The organism is Atribacter sp., from assembly GCF_035418125.1.
GTDB lineage: Bacteria > Atribacterota > Atribacteria > Atribacterales > Atribacteraceae > Atribacter > Atribacter allofermentans.
The window spans coordinates 1-17,266 of sequence record NZ_DAOLQM010000019.1 but is presented as its reverse complement, the minus strand read 5'-3'; the positions used below and the strand labels follow the sequence as shown (position 1 = coordinate 17,266).

The window sequence follows — 17,266 nt, the reverse complement described above, 5'->3', positions numbered from 1 at the left end:
TTTACCAAGGTAATACAATGGAGTGTTACCCGATTAACGCTTTCTTTCCCTCAGAGTTTTGAAGAAAGACCTTCTCACACTACAGTGATTGAATTTATTCCTTTATTGTCTCAGCGAAGAGATTCTTAATCAACCGAATATCCATTATTTTAAACTTTGTCAAGGGGGATTTAAGAATGGACTATAAGGTAATGCTAGATACCATTTGGGTAATTATTGCTTCAATGTTGGTATTTTTTATGAATCTTGGTTTTGCCATGGTGGAACCGGGTTTTAATCGGTCAAAAAAAACACTGTCAATATCCTTTCAAAGAATTTTATGTTTTTTTGCTGTATCAAAATTAGGATTTCTCGTTCTTGGTTGGGGTTTAATGTTTGGAAGTGGTGGCGGTGCAATACATTGTGCCCCTAAAATTTTATATTCTTTGGTAGGGGCTTGATTTATCATGCCCGTGAGTTTTCAGGATAGAAGGCTTTTTTACATATTAGATAGAAGAAATTCTGCCAATTTGCGAAAGGCAATTGCTCTATGGCTCAAGCGGTTTTTTATATTTTCGCCTAACTCGGCAAAAGTTTTTTGATAAGGAGGAAGTATAAAGATGGGGTCATAACCAAAGCCCGAACTTCCACGACTTTCCTGAGAAATAAGTCCCGGACAACGACCTTCAAAAATTTTTTCACTTTTTTCCCATACCAAGGCTACTACACAGACAAAACAAGCTGATCTTTGATCTTGGGGGACTTTTTTAAGAAGCTCAAGTATTTGCTTATTTTTTTCTTTTGAATCCAAGGTTTCTCCACCAAAGCGGGCCGAAAAAAGCCCTGGAGCTCCGTCAAGAGCATCAACTTCTAAACCGGAATCTTCCCCAATACATATATTTTCACTGATTTTAAAACCATGATGGGCTTTTAGAAGGGCATTTTCAGCATAACTCGATCCAGTTTCGGCAACTTCCTCAAAAGAAAAATCTTGAAATAAGCTCCTAACCGATATTGAATAAGAGGATAAAATCGCATTGATTTCTTTAATCTTTCCCGAATTTTTAGAAAGGATGTAAATCAATCGGGAAGCGGGTTTCAAGGAAGGCCCCTTTCTAGTAAAACCTTCTTTTGGATAGCTATAATATCTTTAATTCCCTTTTGGGCTAAGGCAAGAAGCCGATTCAGGGTTTCTTGGCTAAAGGGATCCCCCTCAGCAGTACCCTGAATTTCAACAAATTGTCCCTTACCCGTCATTACAACATTCATATCAACCTGAGCCATCGAATCTTCTTCAAAATTGAGGTCAAGGAGATCTTTACCGTTGACTACCCCCACGCTCACAGCAGCTAAATAATCTTTCAGAAGATTACCTGATTGGAGTAAACCTCGATCAACGTAATTCCAGAGGGCATCAACTAAAGCAATGAAAGATCCGTTGATTGCCAGGGTACGGGTTCCTCCGTCAGCTTGAATCACATCACAATCTATAAGAATAGTTCGTTCGCCAATAAGGTCCATATTCATCACTGAACGAAGGGCACGACCAATAAGCCGTTGGATTTCATGGGTACGACCCCCAACTCGACCTTTGATAGATTCACGAACATTCCTTGTCGATGTGGCTCGAGGGATCATGGCGTACTCAGCAGTAATCCACCCTTGGTTGGATCCTCGCAGAAAGAGGGGCACTTTATCTTCTATGGTTGCCGAACAGACAATACGATTGTTCCCTTCTTCAATTAAAACTGAACCTTCAGCTGCTCTAAGATAATTTCTGGTGATCATGAGAGAACGTATCTCATCGTAGTTTCGACCATCGTTTCTTAAGTGGATATCATCCCGTTCTTTCTTTAAAAAAGAATTCAAATCCTGAAAACTATTGAATTTCTGCAATGAGTTTTTCATCCCTTTCCAGTGGTTCTGATATGTCGATATGTCCACAAAGAGTAGTTTCTTCCTTTCCATCAATTAATATTTTAATGCGTTTAACATCAGGAAGTGAGGTTAAAGTATCTACAATACTAAAAATACTGAGAAGTTCTTGGGTGGTTCCACCCGATTGCCCGTCTTTCATTTCATGGCTGAGGTCAACATAAACAATACCGCTTTCAGTGAAAACACCGTTTAATCGCGTTGATTCAGGGAGTGGATTATAATGAGATGAAAGCTTGGGTCCTCTCAGCAGTTCTTGAAGAACCGACTCAAGCATATTATGATGCTTTTCAATTAGTCGTTTTTCCGCAACCAAACCGGTAAAGTCCTCATCGGTAAAATAGAGAACAACTTCAACTGTAGAATCACCACTGATCGCTGAAGAAGTTTGACCGGTCGAGAGAAATCCCGTATCATCAGGAGCTACAGTGTTCTTTTTTCCCCCGGGGATCAAGTATTCACCAGCGTAGACGATTGCAAAAAAAACTGCCATTCCGATAAGGATATATAATATTGGCTGAAGAAAAGCGAGTCTTTTTTTTCTTCTTTTCATTCGGTCCTATTCCTCAAGGAATTTTTTTAAATCTGAACTTGACATAAATTGTTTTATGCCAACCACTATTCCTCGCACCAGTTTGTCCTGAAAGGCTCCGTTTGCTAAGTTTTTTGCTTCGGTTGGGTTGCTCAAAAAACCAATTTCAATCAAACATGAGGGGAAATACATTCCTTTTAATAGAATAAGGGGTGCTTCTTTAAGCCCTCTTGAAGCCTGGCCGGTCTCTTTGACGATGTTATTTTCGATTAAAGAACCGAGCTTCATGCTCACGGTACGACTTCCTAAATAATAAGAATCAAGAAGAGTGGAGTTAATTTTTCCATTTTGTTCTTCAGTATACCCTTCTGAAATAAAACGTTGATTTTCACGATTTGCAACGTCAGCGGCCCCTTCGCCATGAATCTGTGCACTTCCTACGAAAACTTCAACCCCAGTAGCTTTTTTATTAGGGGCAGCATTGGCATGAATGCTTAATAAAACCACTGGCTGTTTATTATTGGCTACTGCGGATCGTTCTTTAAGGCCAGGATAGGTATCGCCTTCACGGGTCAAATATACTTCATAGCCTTGTTGAGTAAGGGCTTCTTTAAGCTTTTTAGAAACCTGGAGGATAATGTCTTTTTCTTGATACCCGTTAACAACACAACCGGGGTCTTTCCCACCATGACCAGGATCGATAACAATAACCCTGGGATTAATTTTGTCGTAAGGTGTTGCAGTCGTTGGTTGGACTGGTGGTTTGGTTGTAGGCGTAGGAACAACAGGTGTAGGAGTAGACGTAAGCGCTGGTGTTGTAGTGGGTTGTGTTGGTGGAGATGGACTTGCTGGAAGAATTGTTACATCAGGAGATGTTAACAAAGTGGAAGTAACTATGTCTAAATAAATACGGGGATTCTCTCCGCCCAATTGGTTTTTTTGAATTGAGGCGGGAGATTTTAAATAAATAATAGCTTCGACGTTACTCCCTTTTTTATTAAGCACTACTCGATCTACTCGATTATCGTTTAGAAAGAATGTCTCTGGTGTTCCTGGAGTCAAGGTAGCATTGTTAAAGGTTAGAATAATGCGGTTGTTGGCTTGGTCGGTTTGCATGGAATGAGTTGGTAAGTTAATCCCAAAATCAAAAGTAACCCTTGAGCGATTTTCATCACCATAGGAATGAGACCGAACATTAAGGAGTGACGAGCTTCCAGTAGGAAGGGTAACCGGTGAGATTGTTGAAGGTGTTTTTGTTGTTGAAGGTGACGGAGTTACGACTGTTGAACTGGTATCAGTGGAAATTCCAAAGAGCTGATTAAGAAATTGAGGTGAAATATAAACGGAATTTTCTTGAATGACCACCGAACGTCCTAAGGGTATTTCTTCACCACTTTCAGCAACGGCTATTCCTTTGTCAAGTGATAAAACCCAATTTTTTCCCCCAAAAAATAGATTTACTTTTTTCATAATGGGAGAATAATATTCTACCCCCCCTATTTGTTTGAAAAGATTTTCAACCGAGATGTAATTATCACCATTGACTTTTATTGTTGGTAAATCAAGCGAAAAGACCTGTCCTTGATATTCAATATTGATTTTTGAATAGATTGGTTGAGAAAAAACCAAGCAAAATAGAAGAAGCAAAAGCCATATATATAAGGAATTAGAATGGCGCGACATCGTTGTTCCCTTCTGGAGAAATATCTTCTAATTCTCCTAAGGCATTCTCCATATTTTGGGAATCAAAACTAAAAGGTTCAATTTCGGCTTCAGATGAAAAACCCTCACCAATTCCCCGAATTTCTTCGTTGGCTTTTTGAGGCGGGGAAAGAAATTGTACATTCATTGCCCGGACTTCATAGGAAGTTCGTTTAGTCCCGTTCCGATCTTCCCAATTATTAGCAAGAAGCTCTCCAACTACCGCTACTCTGCTCCCTTTATGAAGAAAACGTGCACAATTCTCACCAAGCTTACTCCAAGCGGTTATTCTTAGGAAAGTGGTATCTTTCGTTTGTTGGCCATTTTTATTTTGATAAAAACGGTTCATAGCTATATCAAATCGACATACGGGTGTCCCCTGGGGAGTATAGCGAAGATCAGGGTCACGCGTGAGATTTCCAATACCAAAAAAATAGTTAATATCTCCAGCCATTTCTGTTCCCCCATATAAACTAAGAAATTCTAAATAAATAATTTCTGTTAGTTTAGCATATTCTAAACCATAAATACAATGACGAATGATGATGAAAAGATTCTATCACCCTGAGGATATCTCTTTTAAATCCGAGAAGATCTCGTCTTTTCTTTTTTTCACTCTTCTTGTTGAGGAATCCCTTGCTCCCTTTATTAAGGGGAGTAAGGGATTTTAGGGATGATGATTTAAATTGCCCCCCCTTTTTGATCTTTTAATAAACTAACTAATTTTTCATCAGGATTTAGTGCATAGAGATCTTGTCGGCGATGCCTTAACAAAGGAAGCTGTTGGCGGGCTTGGTCAACTAAAGAGAGATCAATGTCTTTTATTATTATTGCTTCTTCATTACCAAGCTGCTCTAAAACCCTACCCAAAGGATCAACAACAAGGCTATGGCCATAAGCTTGATAGGATGAGCCTGGGTGTGGTGCTGGTGATGCGCCCAAAAGAAAAACCTGATTATCAATTGCCCGCGCTCGGAAGAGAACCTCCCAGTGGAGAGGCCCGGTAACCGGGTTAAAAGCAGCGGGGACTGCAACCATAAATGCCCCCCGCAAAGCATAAAGGCGAATAAGTTCAGGAAAACGAAGATCGTAACAGATTAAAATACCAATTTTCCCCCAAGGAGTATCAATTAAAAGTGGAGTATTTCCAGGATCGAGAACTGCTGATTCTTGGAAATGGAGGTTTTTAAAGTCAACATCGAAAAGATGTATTTTCCTATAAACACCAACAATCTCACCAGAGGGGTTATAAACTATAGAGGTATTATAATAGTGATTTCCTTTTTTTTCCGGTATTGAACCGCCAACTAAGAAAACTCTATGTTCATGAGCGAGATTCGATAAAAAGAGACTGGTTTCGCCAGTAAGGATATCTTCAGCGAAAGTTGGGAATGATTCCAGACTATAAGGGCACTGAAACATTTCCGGTAGGAGTATCAAGTTTGCTTGGTGATTCTTAATTGAAGCAAAAAGCTCGGCAGTTTTTAACAAATTAGATTTTTTATTTGGACCGGTTTGAATTTGAATAATCGCAACTTTTAAACTATCCATAGCCCTATCTCAAAGAATTATTTTAAAAAAAGCAAGGTTTACTTAGAAAAGCCGTTCTCAGCCTTTTCAATAATATAGTACAATAATTGAAGCATTGGCAAGAGTATATTTTTATAGCTTATTAAATCTTTATAAGCGAGGGGAAAATATGAAGTGTTTTCTATTCATTCCAGAAAATGATTTAGAAGATCAAATCAGTAAAAATATCTGTTGGAATTTAAGAAAAGTATCCCTTGCCAAAGTCTATTTTTTCCACCCCCATTATATACAAGAATTAAAGAAACAAGATTATCCTGAGATAAAATCCGACATAACTCTACCATCGATATTTCAATTGTTTCCAAAAGTTATTGAATGGTATCGTATGATACGAACCTTGCGTCGAAGGAGAAGATTTCGAGAGACTATAATATTGATAGGACATAAGACTTGTCTTCTTCTATGGATATTTTTTCTCATTCAAAAAAAACCAATTTTCATATGGATAACTCGTCAATTTAACCAGACATTCTCATGGTTTGATTACTATTTTACTAAATACCTTACCCAATCATTTTTAACCAATGATCAATATCTCAATCATTATCTCCGTCAAAAAAACCAAGCTTCTTATTTCATTGGAAATGTTCTTTCTGATTTGGTTCAACCCATTGAATTTCCATTTATACACGGGAAAAAGCCAATTTATTCTTTTTTCCCCAGTATTGATCGTTTTGAATTTGATTTTGAGCTTATCCTCAAACTCTTTCCTGATTTTGCCGATATGATGAACGGTTATTATCTGATGGTAATTCCCCCTGGTCAAAAAACCATGCAGGCAATTACTGCCATAGCAAGTCGATTGGGATGGAATTTATCAAAAAGTTTAGAAGGAGAAATATTGGAAGGATATCTTTGGAAAAACCCATACTATATTAATTTAACTCTTTTTCAGAGCGAAACCTTGGTTCAATCCGATCTTATTTTATCAATGGATGATCTTTACACCATACAAGCGGTTGGTATAAATAAAAAAGTCATACCTCTGGATCGGAATCATCCTCAAGAAATGTTCGTTTATTTAAAAAATACCAACAATTTTTATGAATACAACAATTTTTTAAAAAGCCGATTTGGAACAACAGGAACCATAGAAAGGATTGCTGCCTATCTTCTTTGGGGAGTTGTTGAAGACCAAAGATTTCTAAGAAATAAAACTACACCAAACTGAAAACCATATATATATCAATAAAAAAAAGAAAGAAGGAACAATCCATGATAAAATAAATAGAATTTATTTTTAGAATGGGAAGGATGATGAACGAGTGAGAGGTTTGGTTCCATGGGACGTCGACCGAAGGTTGCAAATATTTTTAGAAGAAGATTTAGGTTTTGATGATATTACTACCCAAGGTTTGGGAGACCTTAGCTTAAAGCCGGTGCGGGCAAGAATTATTGCTAAAGAAAAAGGAATAATGTCAGGAGGTCCATTTGCGATTCGCCTTTTTAACCTCATAGACCCTCAGACGAATGAAAAGACTCTTATTGAAGAAGGTGAAGAATTTAAAAGTGGTGATTGCGTTATGGAAATTATAGGGCAAACCCGGGCAATTTTGATGGGAGAAAGGGTTGCCCTTAATTTATTACAAAGACTGTGTGGAATTGCTACAAAAACTCGAGAGTTTGTCGAAGCGGTTAAGGGTTTACCGGTAAAAATAGCTGACACAAGAAAGACTAGTCCTGGTTTGAGGATCTTTGAAAAGTACGCTGTCCGTTGTGGGGGTGGAGTAAATCACCGTCTCGGCTTATACGATTGTGCTCTTATCAAGGATAACCATATTTCGATTTGTGGATCGGTAAAGGATGCCATTCAAAGAGTTAGACCTGCTATTCCCTTTACGGCACGAATCGTGGTTGAATGTGAAAATATACTACAAGTGAGTGAGGCAATCGAAGAAAAGGCTGATGTTATTATGCTGGACAATATGAATATAGGACAAATTAAAGAAGCAGTAAAAATGATTAATAAAAGATCGATCGTAGAGGCTTCGGGAGGTGTCAGTTTAGAAACGGTAAGGGAAATTGCAAAACAAGGTGTTGATATCATCTCTACTGGATATATTACCCATCACGCCATTTGGTTGGACTTGAATTTGGAGGTAGAAGAAGTCAAAGATGTATTATGATGCTTTGATTATTGGGAACGGAATTGCAGGAAGTAGTGCTGCCCTTTTTCTGGCAGAAAAATCTCAACGAGTTTTATTGGTCAGTAAGGGACAATCGCTTGAGGAAACTAACACCGAAAAAGCCCAGGGAGGGATTGTATATCGAGGCAAAAATGATTCTTGGAAGATTCTCGAGCAAGATATTCTTAATGCTTCTGATGGAAGTGCCTTAGAAAAAAGTGCTAAAGTGTTAGCTAAGATTGGTCCTTCGCTGGTTAAAAGATTATTTATTCAAAAACTACGGGTTCCATTTGAGGAAAATGAACAGGGAGAATGGGATCTTTTTCAGGAAGCAGCGCATTCTCAAAGGCGTGTTCTTCATGTTAAGGATTGTACTGGAAGAGCTATTCAAAAAGCACTTCATGAAGGAATCCTCGAGGAACATCTTATCGAGGTTAAAAAAAACACCTATGCAATTGGCTTGATTCTTTCCAATCGCTACCAATTTTCATCTCGATCTCGCTATGAAACTCCGGAGTGTCTGGGTGTTTATTTGCTGGATCCTCGCAAAAGGACTATAATACCCTTTTTTGCTCGGGCAACCATTTTTGCTACTGGAGGATTAAATTCTCTTTATCAATATTCAACTGGAGGACCTTGGAATACCGGTGATGGTTATGCTATAGCGAATCGAGCTGGAGCCATCCTGCAAAATATGGAATATGTTCAATTCCACCCTACCCTTCTTTTTAGTCCTGAATATTCCCAGACTTTTCTTATTTCTGAAACGGTTCGAGGCGAGGGAGCTGAACTCGTTAATCATGAAGGGAAAGCTTTTATGCATAAATATCATCATTTGGGAAGCTTGGCGCCTCGTGATGTGGTTTCCCGGGCAATCTTTGAAGAAATGCTCACCCAGAATTCCCATTGTGTTTTTCTTGATCTTTGTCATGTGATTTCACCGGAAAAAATAAAGGCAACCTTCCCAACCATCTATGAAGAATGTTTATACCGAGGGATTGATATTACCCGAGAACCGATACCAGTTGCCCCAGGAGCTCATTTTTGCTGTGGGGGAATACTTACCGATAGTTTTGGCCGTACCTCGATTAAACGTCTCTATGCTATTGGCGAAGTTGCCTGCACTGGTGTGCATGGTGCCAATCGCTTGGCTTCTACCAGTCTTTTAGAAGGATTAACCTTTGCTTACCGAGCTTCTCATGATATTATAAAAAATCCAGCTACCAAGGAACAACCTCGAATAATACCGTTCGAATATTCTTGCGGAAATCCTCCACCTGAGGCAATTTTGGAAAGTATGCGGAAAATTATTCAAGATACCATGTGGAAATTCGCCGGACTTATTCGGGATCAATCGGGGTTAAAGTACGCCTTAGAAGTGCTTCGTGGTTTAAAAAAACAAGCAGTTCAACTGAAAAACCAATTAGGTGTATCTGGCTCTCTCCTTGAATTTGAAAATAGTGTTGATTCCGGTTTATTGGTCGTTGAAGCAGCCTTAAGAAATCCAATCTCTTTGGGAACTCATTTTCGTTCCGATTCTTCAATGGTTCAATAGTTATTAATCTTGTTTTATCATTTATTAGTTTTCACGATTCAGATTAAAAAGGTCGTATTCTTCTTGCTCATCAAATAAGCTCTCGATGTGTTTTTTCTGATCAAGTCCAGCCAGATTAACACTTACAAAAAAGGTTTGGTCAGATTCCCAATAAGAAGCTTCAATATCGATACATTCTTCTAACTGTTTTCGAATATAATAACGACGCTCTTCCCAGTTTTGATCGGGAAAGGAGTAAATAGTCTCCATGCCTACAGAAAACTCTTTACTTCCTAATCCGATACCGGCAATAATATCACCAAGGCCTCCAATATTAAGATCATACTCGCCTCGAAGTCGAAGATAAGTTTGGTCAAGATTACCATAAACCAACTCCAAACCGAAAATATTAGTATCTTTGGGATCAAAGAAAAAATAGGTTTCTCCATTTACTTGAGTATATTCATAAAATATTCCTGCGCTAAAATGAGAAGAAAATTCTTTTTCCGCCCAGACCTTTCCTCCCCAAACAGTTGCATCATCAAGAACGGAAAGGTTAATGTTTTGATAGAAAATTTCTCCCCCGTAGTTCTTTTTTTCCAATCCTGCGCTTAAATAAACATCGTTTCGCCAAGTACTCATATCACCCTGGGAAAATTTTCCATAACTTAAATTCGCTTCAATAAAAAATCCATTTTCAGATTCAGTACGGTAAGAAGCGATGAATTGGGGTAAACGACTGATGACTTCATCATTAAACCTTTCGTTTTCAATACCTAACATCCAGAGAGATAATCCATTTTTTTGATAATGAGCATAACCCCCCATGGTAGACTCTTCATTTTGCCAAAGATCAATAAATATCCGTGCTTCAACATAGGGATACTGAAGGGTTATGTCACTACTTATTCGACTGCTTTGTAAGGTGGAATAGTATAGATTAGCCTGAAATAACAAGTTTTCCGAGAAAAGATATTCATAGTTGCCTTCAACAAAGAGCCCCTTTTTTCTTTGGTAACCCAAGCTCGGTATAAAATTAGAACCATGATTGTTGAGGAGCCGGGAATAGGCAGGTAGTTGAATAATTCTTTTTTCTTTGATGAAAAACCCTAATCCGCTGATTAATATCCGATCCTGTGGATAGATTAAAACTTCCTTAGCACGAACGCTGTATAAGGGAGGTGAATGTGGACATCCGGTAACCAATAGGTCGGTACCGGTCCATTTTCCTTTTTGATACTCGATCTTCGAACCTCGAAAGTAAAGATTTCCTCCTTCGCTTAATTCATATACCAATTCTGCGCTTTCAAACCAACCATTTCTGGTTTGAAAGTTGTAGTACATTTTTTCTGCACTAATTTGATAATTACCAAAGCGAGCCTTTATAAAGCCTGGAATAAAGGCTTCAGATGTATCAAACCGAAAAAGCAGCTGATTGGTTGCAAAAGAAATATCCTTCCAGGATAGGTGGACATTTCCAATGGCTTCAACCTGCGAACCGGCATCGTCATAAAGGAGAGTATCGGCATTAATTCGAATGCCTTCTTTTGCTCCGATGCTTGTCGTTAAAGGAATAGTTAATAATAGAAAAAAAGCGACCAATACTGGTTTTTTCATCGCTTTTATAAAAAAGAGATGAAGTTGGTTCATTGCTTTAGGTTTGCTTGCAGCTCCTCGATTTTATTTTTTACATTTTCAATTTCAGATTCAATCAATTTTTGATTTTCAATCAACTCTTTTTTTTCTGCTTCCAGCAGAATAATTCTTTCTTGCAAACGGAGGATTTCTTCTTCAAGTTCTGGTTGCCAACTTACTTGGGTGTAATCAGGAGGAATATAAGGATCTTTCCAAATGAGTTCGACATTTTGAGCGACATAAGAAGGTTCGATTGACAAATGAGAAAAATGAAGAGTAATTTTTTTGGTATCTGGGCCAACTATTGGTTGATCATTCTTCCCGATTCGACTGAAATACATTTTTCCTGATACTTTGTCAAAAATTTTATCATCAAATTCACGAGGGAACTCAAGTAGGTAATACTTATTGCCTTGATCGTCGATTAAATAGGTGTTTTTAGTAAAATTCAAAGGGAAAAGAGCGGGTCCCGTGAGTTTTTCAATGGTTACATCAAAAACTAAATATCGTTGAAAACGCTCTCTTTGTATGAAGTCACGATGATAAGCAGTTTGCTCTTCCAAAGAAAGGAGATTTTCAGCTCCGTATTTGGCGACCCAGGCCTGCACCAATTCTGGATTCCAAAATACAGCTTTTACCGAGAAAGCATCCCCAACGGTTTGACTTTGGGTCCATTTTTTTTGGGTTTGAGAATAAATTTTGTCGGCATCGGTTTTTGCTAAGGATGTAAAGCTAATAAATAAAACAACAATACAAGGAATTAGGAACAAAAGGATGAGGGTTTTTTTATTCATATTTTTAAAAATCTCCTTCCTGGTAGGGTTTAATTTCGATATCAATACCCGATGTTGGTGATGGTTTGGATTGTTGAATTGGAATTGGTGTGGCAATGCTGGTGACATCAACTGTTTCTTCGATATCTTCTTCAGCATCCCAAGTCTCAACTGGCTTAACTTCAATTTCTACCTCCGGGATATTTTGATCTTGATTATAGGAGGGTTGGTAAGTGTCAATTTCGGTTGTGGTATAACCTTGATCTTGATAGGTTTGATATGAAACTGACGAAGCAATTGGGCCGGATACAACCAATTCCTGAGTGGTTTCCACAAATAGCTCACTACCTGATTCAACTTTGGCTGGTTCCCCATTGATTAAAAATCCAGCTACGGCTCCGATCGGACCAAGTGCGACCAGGCCAACAATACTGGTTCCAATTGCATAAGCAAATGCTTTATTTTCTTGAATAGCTTTATCTCCCAAAGTAAGAACTATTGGGGTACCATCAAGACTGGTGATTGACCCAAAATCAATTTGAATCATACCAGCTCTTCCGAAATTTCCTTTGCGGCGGATTTTGCTGATCCAGCCTTCTCCTTCGGTTCCAGCTGGAGCTATAAGAATATCATTTACAATAAAATCTTCGATTAAAACATAAGGAACTGGGTCGCCAACATTATTTTTTTCTGAATTTAAATTGGTTTGAATACTAACTTTTACTAAAGAAGAAACAGGAACGGTAACCTGGAAATTTGATGTGTAGGAAGTATTTACTACGGTTCGGTAAAGCTTATCAACCCGGACACCGATAGGTTCGGCGCTGGGAACACCAAATATGAGCTGTTCAAATTCGTCCAGTTGAGCGGTTAAAATTCCAGTTTTCTGCTCGGCAGTATTGAGAGAAAGTCGAATTGACTTGAGTTTAAAATCTAAAGAAGGTTCTTCGGGTGTACCGGTTAAAATGAAGGTTTTCAGAGTATTGAGCCTTTCCATTAAAGTTCCTGACAGGGTATCACCAATTAAATCTCTCTCAAGGTTTTCAGTACGGATTAAAACACTTCCAGTTTCTGGAACACCATAAAGTATGCGTTCCATATTTTCCAAGTCTTTTACTAAAGGTGATGCTACCTGGTCTTGGCCATAGGCTGGAAAAACAAGCGCCAGTATCAACATGCTTATACACAAAACGGAAGCCATCTTCATAGCACTCACTCCTTCATATTTCTTCTTATCATTATACCGTAGAGTTGTTCCATCTAAAGGGTTATGAGTAAAAAATTTTTCAATGATTCTATGATTAGAAATCAATTATTTATTAGGAGACCAGAGATGGCATTTTACCCAATGACCTGGTTTGATCTCAAAATCGATTGGTTCCTCTTGATCACAAATCGGCATCCGATTAACACAACGAGGATGAAATACACAACCTGCGGGTATATTTACTGGACTAGGGATTTCCCCCATTGAAGGGATTTTTCCTGGTTTTAATTTTTCTTCTTCTGAGGAGACAACCGGAATCGAGGATATCAGCATTCGGGTATAAGGATGATAAGGAGTTTCAAAAAACTGTTGAGCCGGTGCTGTTTCAACTATACGACCCAGGTACATGATAGCGACACGGTGGGCAATATTTCTCATTAAGCTTAAATCATGGGTAATGAATAGGTATCCCAAGTTTTTTTCTTGTTGGATTTCAATGAGTTTATGGATAATTTTTGCCTGAATTGATACATCCAGAGCTGAGGTTGGTTCATCTAAAACAATGAGTGAAGGATTGGTTGCAAGAGCCCTAGCAATAGCCACCATCTGTTTTTCACCACCCCCAAGAGAACGAGGATATTTTTCCATATACTCGACGGGAAGTTCTACTAAGGACAATATTTCTTGCACTTTTTCAGCAATCCCTTTTTTATAATCCCTATCGTGAAGACGAATGGGCAGGGCTAAGATGTTTTCTATGGTTTGTCTTGGATTAAGCGAAGATCCCGGGTCCTGGAAAACGATTTGTAGTTCTTTTTTTAATATTCGTTTTCTTTTGTGGTGAGAGATAGCAACATCTTGCCCTTGGAAAAGAATCTGACCACCACTTGGTTGATAGAGTCCCATAACGGTATAAGCAACCGTACTCTTTCCCGAACCCGATTCTCCAACTAGTCCGAGAGTTTCACCCGGTGTAATAGAAAAACTGACATCATTGACTGCTTTTACAACTCCTTTGGTAGTCGAGAAATATTTTTTAAGTTTTTTTACTTCAAGTACTGCGTTCACTGGTTTACCTCCTGGTAGAGATAACATGCTACCTGATGAGTGTCGTTGACATGATATAGGGCGGGTTTTTTTTCAGAGCACAAAGCAAAAGCATGAGGACAACGAGGATGAAAACGACAACCAGTAGGCGGATTAAAATAATCGGGAATTCTTCCGGGAATCCCCTCGGCGGTTCCTCCGCCGGTTAATTTGGGGACACAATCCATTAATGATCGAGTATAAGGATGGAGGGGATGGGAAAATAACTCTTCAGTTGTTGATTCTTCAACGATTGATCCGGCATACATAACATAAACCCGATTGGTCCATTCACGAATCACACCCAGAGAATGAGAAATTAAAATGATCGCCATTTGTTTTTCAGCGGCAATTTGATTGAGCAATCTTAAAATCTGATCTTGAATAGTCACATCTAAAGAGGTTCCCGGCTCATCAGCTATGAGTAACTGTTTGGCCCTGGCGATGGCAAGGGCAATGCAGACTCGTTGCCGCATGCCCCCACTTAATTGCAAAGGATAATTGTCTAATATGCGTTTTGGATCAGGGAGAGAAACGTCCTGGAGTGCTCGTATCGAGACTTCATGGGCAGAAAGGCGAGATTGGCCATCATCGCTTGACTGGGAATGTTGCACCACATCATAAAGTTGTTGTCCGATGGTAAAAACCGGATTGAGGGCGGCGGTTGGATCTTGGAATATCATTGATATTCCAGTTTGACGCATTTTTTCAATCTCGGATTTCTTCATGGTAAGAACGTTTTTTCCTTGGAAAAAAATTTCACCTTGGGCTATTTTCCCTGGAGGTTGAGGAAGAATACCCATGACGGTTTTCATGGTGGTAGTTTTTCCACAGCCAGTTTCACCGACGAGACCTACTTTTTCTCCTTGTACAACCGAGAAATTAACTTCATTTAATACTTTTAAATACCCACCATAAACACGAAAGTTAACGGTTAGATTTTTGATGTCAAGAATAAGTTGAGACATGTTTAGGCTTCCTCCATTGAAAATAAATCGCTGATGCCGTCACCAAGGAGGTTGAATCCTAAAACAATCAGCATGATAGCTAAACCCGGGAATACCGAGATCCACCAATATTCAGGAAGATATTTTGCTCCATCAGCAACCATGGATCCCAGGGCTGCCTTAGGAGCTTGCTCTCCTAATCCAACAAAAGAAAGTGATGCTCCGATAAGGATAACCCAACCCATATCAAGGGTCATTTTGGTCAAAATGGTTGATAGACAATTGGGGAGTATTTCTTTAAAAAGGACGTGAAACTTACTCGCCCCCAATAGCTCTGCTGATTGAACAAAATATTCATTCCGTAAAGAGGTGGCCATCCCATAAACCAACCGGGTATACCACGGCCACCACATTACTGAAACGGCTAACATAGCATTGGTTAAATTGGGTTTAAGAACTGAAGTAATGGCCAAGGCGAGTATTAGAGGAGGCACCGAAAGAAAGATATCGGTTATTCTCATGATCAAGACATCTATCCAGGTTTCTTTGAAATAACCAGCTAAAAGACCAAGGGTAACTCCAATTGGGACAACGATTGCGAGAACAACAATTCCCATAATTAATGATGAGCGAAAAGCATAGATGGTTCGGGTGAACACATCACGGCCAAAAACATCTGTACCAAATAGATGTTGTATCGATGGAGAAAAATTGGCTTCCCCATAGTTTACGTATTTTCCGGAATGAGCAGGATAGGGAGTAACCCAAGGCGCAAGCAAAGCACTAAAAATTACAAAAAGGACAATTACTAAACCCACAACCGAGAGAGGATTCCGAGAGAATTTATACCAAGCTTTACCGCTTTTGGTTCTTTTGGATTTTTTTGGGGATAGATTCATTGCAATTAATCTCCTCTTTCAACTAATCGGATTCGTGGATCGAGATAGGCAACAATGATATCGACAATAATGTTGATAAGAGTAAAAACAATTCCTAGGACCATAATTACCGCGATTATGGCATCAACATCTTTGCGAAGCATGACATTAATTCCGTAACGGGAAATACCCGGCCAGTTAAACAGAAGTTCGACTAAAAAAGCATTTCCCATTAAAGATGCAAAATCTAAACCAAGGATAGAGACGGTTGGGATAATGGAAGGCTTGAAAAGGTATTTAAAGATTACCGTTCGCTCCGGGATACCATAGGACCGAGCAGCTGAGACATAGTCTTTTTTTGAGTTTTCCAACATGCTGGAACGGGTGATACGAGCTTCTTGAAACATTCCTCCTAAAGCAAGGCTAAACGCGGGAAGCATTAGATGTTTTAAAGCATCTAAAAAGGCAGTTAGATTTCCGGTGAGCAAACTGTCAATGGTTATTAGCCCGGTAATTTTGGTTGGGGCATCAACCCACTGGCTTAACCTACCGATGGTTGGAAATACCTGGTAATACATGCCAAAGACTAGTAATAGAATAATGGCAACAACGAATGCTGGAGTTGCTATACCAATATAAGCGAAAACTCTTATCAGATTATCAACCCAGGTATTACTGTGTCGAGCCGATAGTATTCCTAAGAGGATTCCAAAAAAAGCCATAAATAAACCGGAGAAAAGTGCCAACTCAAGGGTGGCGGGTAAAAATTCTTTTATATCTTCGATAACTGGACGTCGAGTGAGTAAGGATTCACCCAAGTCACCCTGAAAAACTGACTTAATCCAAAAGGCATATTGAACAACCAAAGATTCATCAAGATGAAGCTTTTCTCGTAGTTTATCAACTGCCTCCTGAGAAGCTCGAGGTCCGAGGGCTGCCCGGGCAGGGTCTCCTGGTACCATTCGAGCTATGATAAAGACCACAATCGATAATCCGATGAGAACAAATATTGAATATCCCAAGCGTCGAGCGAGAAAGCGTGAAAAATTCATACTCTGGTTCTACCCTTTCCTTTTATCCTTTAAAGACAGTGATGAATGATTAGCAACAGCGATCAGTATTGAAACCAATAATCATTAAAATAAGTACTTCCATATTTCAGTTTTCTCCTACCCAGGAGAATTAAATAACCATTCATTGGCTATCATGAAAATACCATTTCAAACAAATACCCTATTATATTGGCCTCTCCCTTTGGCTAAAAGGAGATTGAGAGGGATTCGATTGGTTTCCAAAAACTCAAATCCCCCTAACCCCCTTTTCTAAAGGGGGAAATTCATTTC

17 protein-coding genes are annotated in these 17,266 nt (G+C 39.0%); 4 read left to right on the top strand and 13 right to left on the bottom strand.

The window, feature by feature from the left end; genetic code table 11:
• The first annotated feature begins 176 nt into the window (after window positions 1–176).
• Entirely contained in the window at window positions 177–440 is a 264-nt protein-coding gene (locus tag PLK24_RS02415; RefSeq protein ID WP_324476170.1) for a hypothetical protein, read from the top strand.
• Between the two features lie 38 nt (window positions 441–478).
• Here PLK24_RS02415 and rdgB read toward each other — a convergent pair whose 3' ends face one another.
• The 6 genes from rdgB to PLK24_RS02385 form a co-directional block, all read right to left on the bottom strand.
• A complete protein-coding gene (gene rdgB, locus PLK24_RS02410; protein ID WP_324476169.1) occupies window positions 479–1,081 on the bottom strand; it encodes an RdgB/HAM1 family non-canonical purine NTP pyrophosphatase in 603 nt (200 codons plus the stop codon).
• Complete coding sequence (rph, locus tag PLK24_RS02405; protein WP_349770642.1) at window positions 1,078–1,815, bottom strand: ribonuclease PH; 738 nt, start codon at window positions 1,813–1,815, stop codon at window positions 1,078–1,080. Before rph ends, rdgB begins: the two co-directional genes overlap by 4 nt.
• A gap of 43 nt (window positions 1,816–1,858) precedes the next feature.
• Window positions 1,859–2,467, bottom strand: a complete 609-nt coding sequence (locus tag PLK24_RS02400) for a GerMN domain-containing protein (protein ID WP_324476167.1) — start codon at window positions 2,465–2,467, stop codon at window positions 1,859–1,861.
• A 6-nt stretch (window positions 2,468–2,473) separates the two neighbouring features.
• A complete protein-coding gene (locus PLK24_RS02395; protein WP_324476166.1) occupies window positions 2,474–4,129 on the bottom strand; it encodes an N-acetylmuramoyl-L-alanine amidase family protein in 1,656 nt (551 codons plus the stop codon).
• Window positions 4,113–4,601, bottom strand: coding sequence for a single-stranded DNA-binding protein (locus PLK24_RS02390; RefSeq protein ID WP_324476165.1), 489 nt, complete (start codon window positions 4,599–4,601; stop codon window positions 4,113–4,115). Before PLK24_RS02390 ends, PLK24_RS02395 begins: the two co-directional genes overlap by 17 nt.
• Window positions 4,602–4,828: 227 nt before the next feature.
• Window positions 4,829–5,698 (bottom strand): carbon-nitrogen hydrolase family protein, encoded by an 870-nt coding sequence (locus PLK24_RS02385; RefSeq protein WP_324476164.1) that lies wholly within the window; start codon window positions 5,696–5,698, stop codon window positions 4,829–4,831.
• A gap of 148 nt (window positions 5,699–5,846) precedes the next feature.
• Between PLK24_RS02385 and PLK24_RS02380 the strand changes: the two genes are divergently transcribed.
• From PLK24_RS02380 to PLK24_RS02370, 3 genes are all read left to right on the top strand, one after another.
• Window positions 5,847–6,908: a hypothetical protein gene (locus tag PLK24_RS02380; RefSeq protein WP_324476163.1), complete on the top strand. Its 1,062-nt coding sequence runs from the start codon at window positions 5,847–5,849 to the stop codon at window positions 6,906–6,908.
• Between the two features lie 94 nt (window positions 6,909–7,002).
• Window positions 7,003–7,863: a carboxylating nicotinate-nucleotide diphosphorylase gene (nadC, locus tag PLK24_RS02375; protein WP_324476162.1), complete on the top strand. Its 861-nt coding sequence runs from the start codon at window positions 7,003–7,005 to the stop codon at window positions 7,861–7,863.
• Window positions 7,853–9,418, top strand: a complete 1,566-nt coding sequence (locus PLK24_RS02370; RefSeq protein ID WP_324476161.1) for an L-aspartate oxidase — start codon at window positions 7,853–7,855, stop codon at window positions 9,416–9,418. The genes nadC and PLK24_RS02370 overlap by 11 nt, the downstream gene beginning before the upstream one ends.
• Window positions 9,419–9,442: 24 nt before the next feature.
• Here the strand turns inward: PLK24_RS02370 and PLK24_RS02365 are convergent, their stop codons facing one another.
• The 7 genes from PLK24_RS02365 to PLK24_RS02335 all read right to left on the bottom strand — a co-directional run bounded on the left by PLK24_RS02365 (window position 9,443) and on the right by PLK24_RS02335 (window position 16,975).
• Window positions 9,443–11,014, bottom strand: coding sequence for an LPS-assembly protein LptD (locus PLK24_RS02365; RefSeq protein WP_324476160.1), 1,572 nt, complete (start codon window positions 11,012–11,014; stop codon window positions 9,443–9,445).
• A 29-nt stretch (window positions 11,015–11,043) separates the two neighbouring features.
• Window positions 11,044–11,826 carry a hypothetical protein gene (locus PLK24_RS02360; RefSeq protein ID WP_324476159.1) on the bottom strand — a complete coding sequence of 261 codons (783 nt, stop codon included), beginning with the start codon at window positions 11,824–11,826 and terminating at the stop codon, window positions 11,044–11,046.
• Between the two features lie 4 nt (window positions 11,827–11,830).
• Complete coding sequence (locus tag PLK24_RS02355; RefSeq protein ID WP_324476158.1) at window positions 11,831–13,012, bottom strand: hypothetical protein; 1,182 nt, start codon at window positions 13,010–13,012, stop codon at window positions 11,831–11,833.
• A gap of 105 nt (window positions 13,013–13,117) precedes the next feature.
• Complete coding sequence (locus tag PLK24_RS02350) at window positions 13,118–14,080, bottom strand: ABC transporter ATP-binding protein (protein WP_324476157.1); 963 nt, start codon at window positions 14,078–14,080, stop codon at window positions 13,118–13,120.
• Entirely contained in the window at window positions 14,077–15,066 is a 990-nt protein-coding gene (locus PLK24_RS02345) for an ABC transporter ATP-binding protein (RefSeq protein ID WP_324476156.1), read from the bottom strand. The genes PLK24_RS02350 and PLK24_RS02345 overlap by 4 nt, the downstream gene beginning before the upstream one ends.
• Window positions 15,067–15,068: 2 nt before the next feature.
• On the bottom strand, window positions 15,069–15,944 hold the full coding sequence (locus PLK24_RS02340; RefSeq protein ID WP_324476155.1) for an ABC transporter permease: 876 nt from the start codon (window positions 15,942–15,944) through the stop codon (window positions 15,069–15,071).
• 5 nt (window positions 15,945–15,949) lie between these two features.
• Complete coding sequence (locus PLK24_RS02335) at window positions 15,950–16,975, bottom strand: ABC transporter permease (RefSeq protein ID WP_324476154.1); 1,026 nt, start codon at window positions 16,973–16,975, stop codon at window positions 15,950–15,952.
• Window positions 16,976–17,266 lie beyond the last annotated feature (291 nt).

Coding starts and splice junctions, on each gene's coding strand:
- PLK24_RS02365 (WP_324476160.1), bottom strand. CDS start 11,014: ATGAAAAAACCAGTATTGGTCGCTTTTTTTCTATTATTAACTATTCCT.
- PLK24_RS02360 (WP_324476159.1), bottom strand. CDS start 11,826: ATGAATAAAAAAACCCTCATCCTTTTGTTCCTAATTCCTTGTATTGTT.
- PLK24_RS02345 (WP_324476156.1), bottom strand. CDS start 15,066: ATGTCTCAACTTATTCTTGACATCAAAAATCTAACCGTTAACTTTCGT.
- PLK24_RS02355 (WP_324476158.1), bottom strand. CDS start 13,012: ATGAAGATGGCTTCCGTTTTGTGTATAAGCATGTTGATACTGGCGCTT.
- PLK24_RS02395 (WP_324476166.1), bottom strand. CDS start 4,129: ATGTCGCGCCATTCTAATTCCTTATATATATGGCTTTTGCTTCTTCTA.
- PLK24_RS02390 (WP_324476165.1), bottom strand. CDS start 4,601: ATGGCTGGAGATATTAACTATTTTTTTGGTATTGGAAATCTCACGCGT.
- PLK24_RS02380 (WP_324476163.1), top strand. CDS start 5,847: ATGAAGTGTTTTCTATTCATTCCAGAAAATGATTTAGAAGATCAAATC.
- PLK24_RS02415 (WP_324476170.1), top strand. CDS start 177: ATGGACTATAAGGTAATGCTAGATACCATTTGGGTAATTATTGCTTCA.
- PLK24_RS02340 (WP_324476155.1), bottom strand. CDS start 15,944: ATGAATCTATCCCCAAAAAAATCCAAAAGAACCAAAAGCGGTAAAGCT.
- PLK24_RS02335 (WP_324476154.1), bottom strand. CDS start 16,975: ATGAATTTTTCACGCTTTCTCGCTCGACGCTTGGGATATTCAATATTT.
- PLK24_RS02385 (WP_324476164.1), bottom strand. CDS start 5,698: ATGGATAGTTTAAAAGTTGCGATTATTCAAATTCAAACCGGTCCAAAT.
- PLK24_RS02370 (WP_324476161.1), top strand. CDS start 7,853: ATGTATTATGATGCTTTGATTATTGGGAACGGAATTGCAGGAAGTAGT.
- PLK24_RS02400 (WP_324476167.1), bottom strand. CDS start 2,467: ATGAAAAGAAGAAAAAAAAGACTCGCTTTTCTTCAGCCAATATTATAT.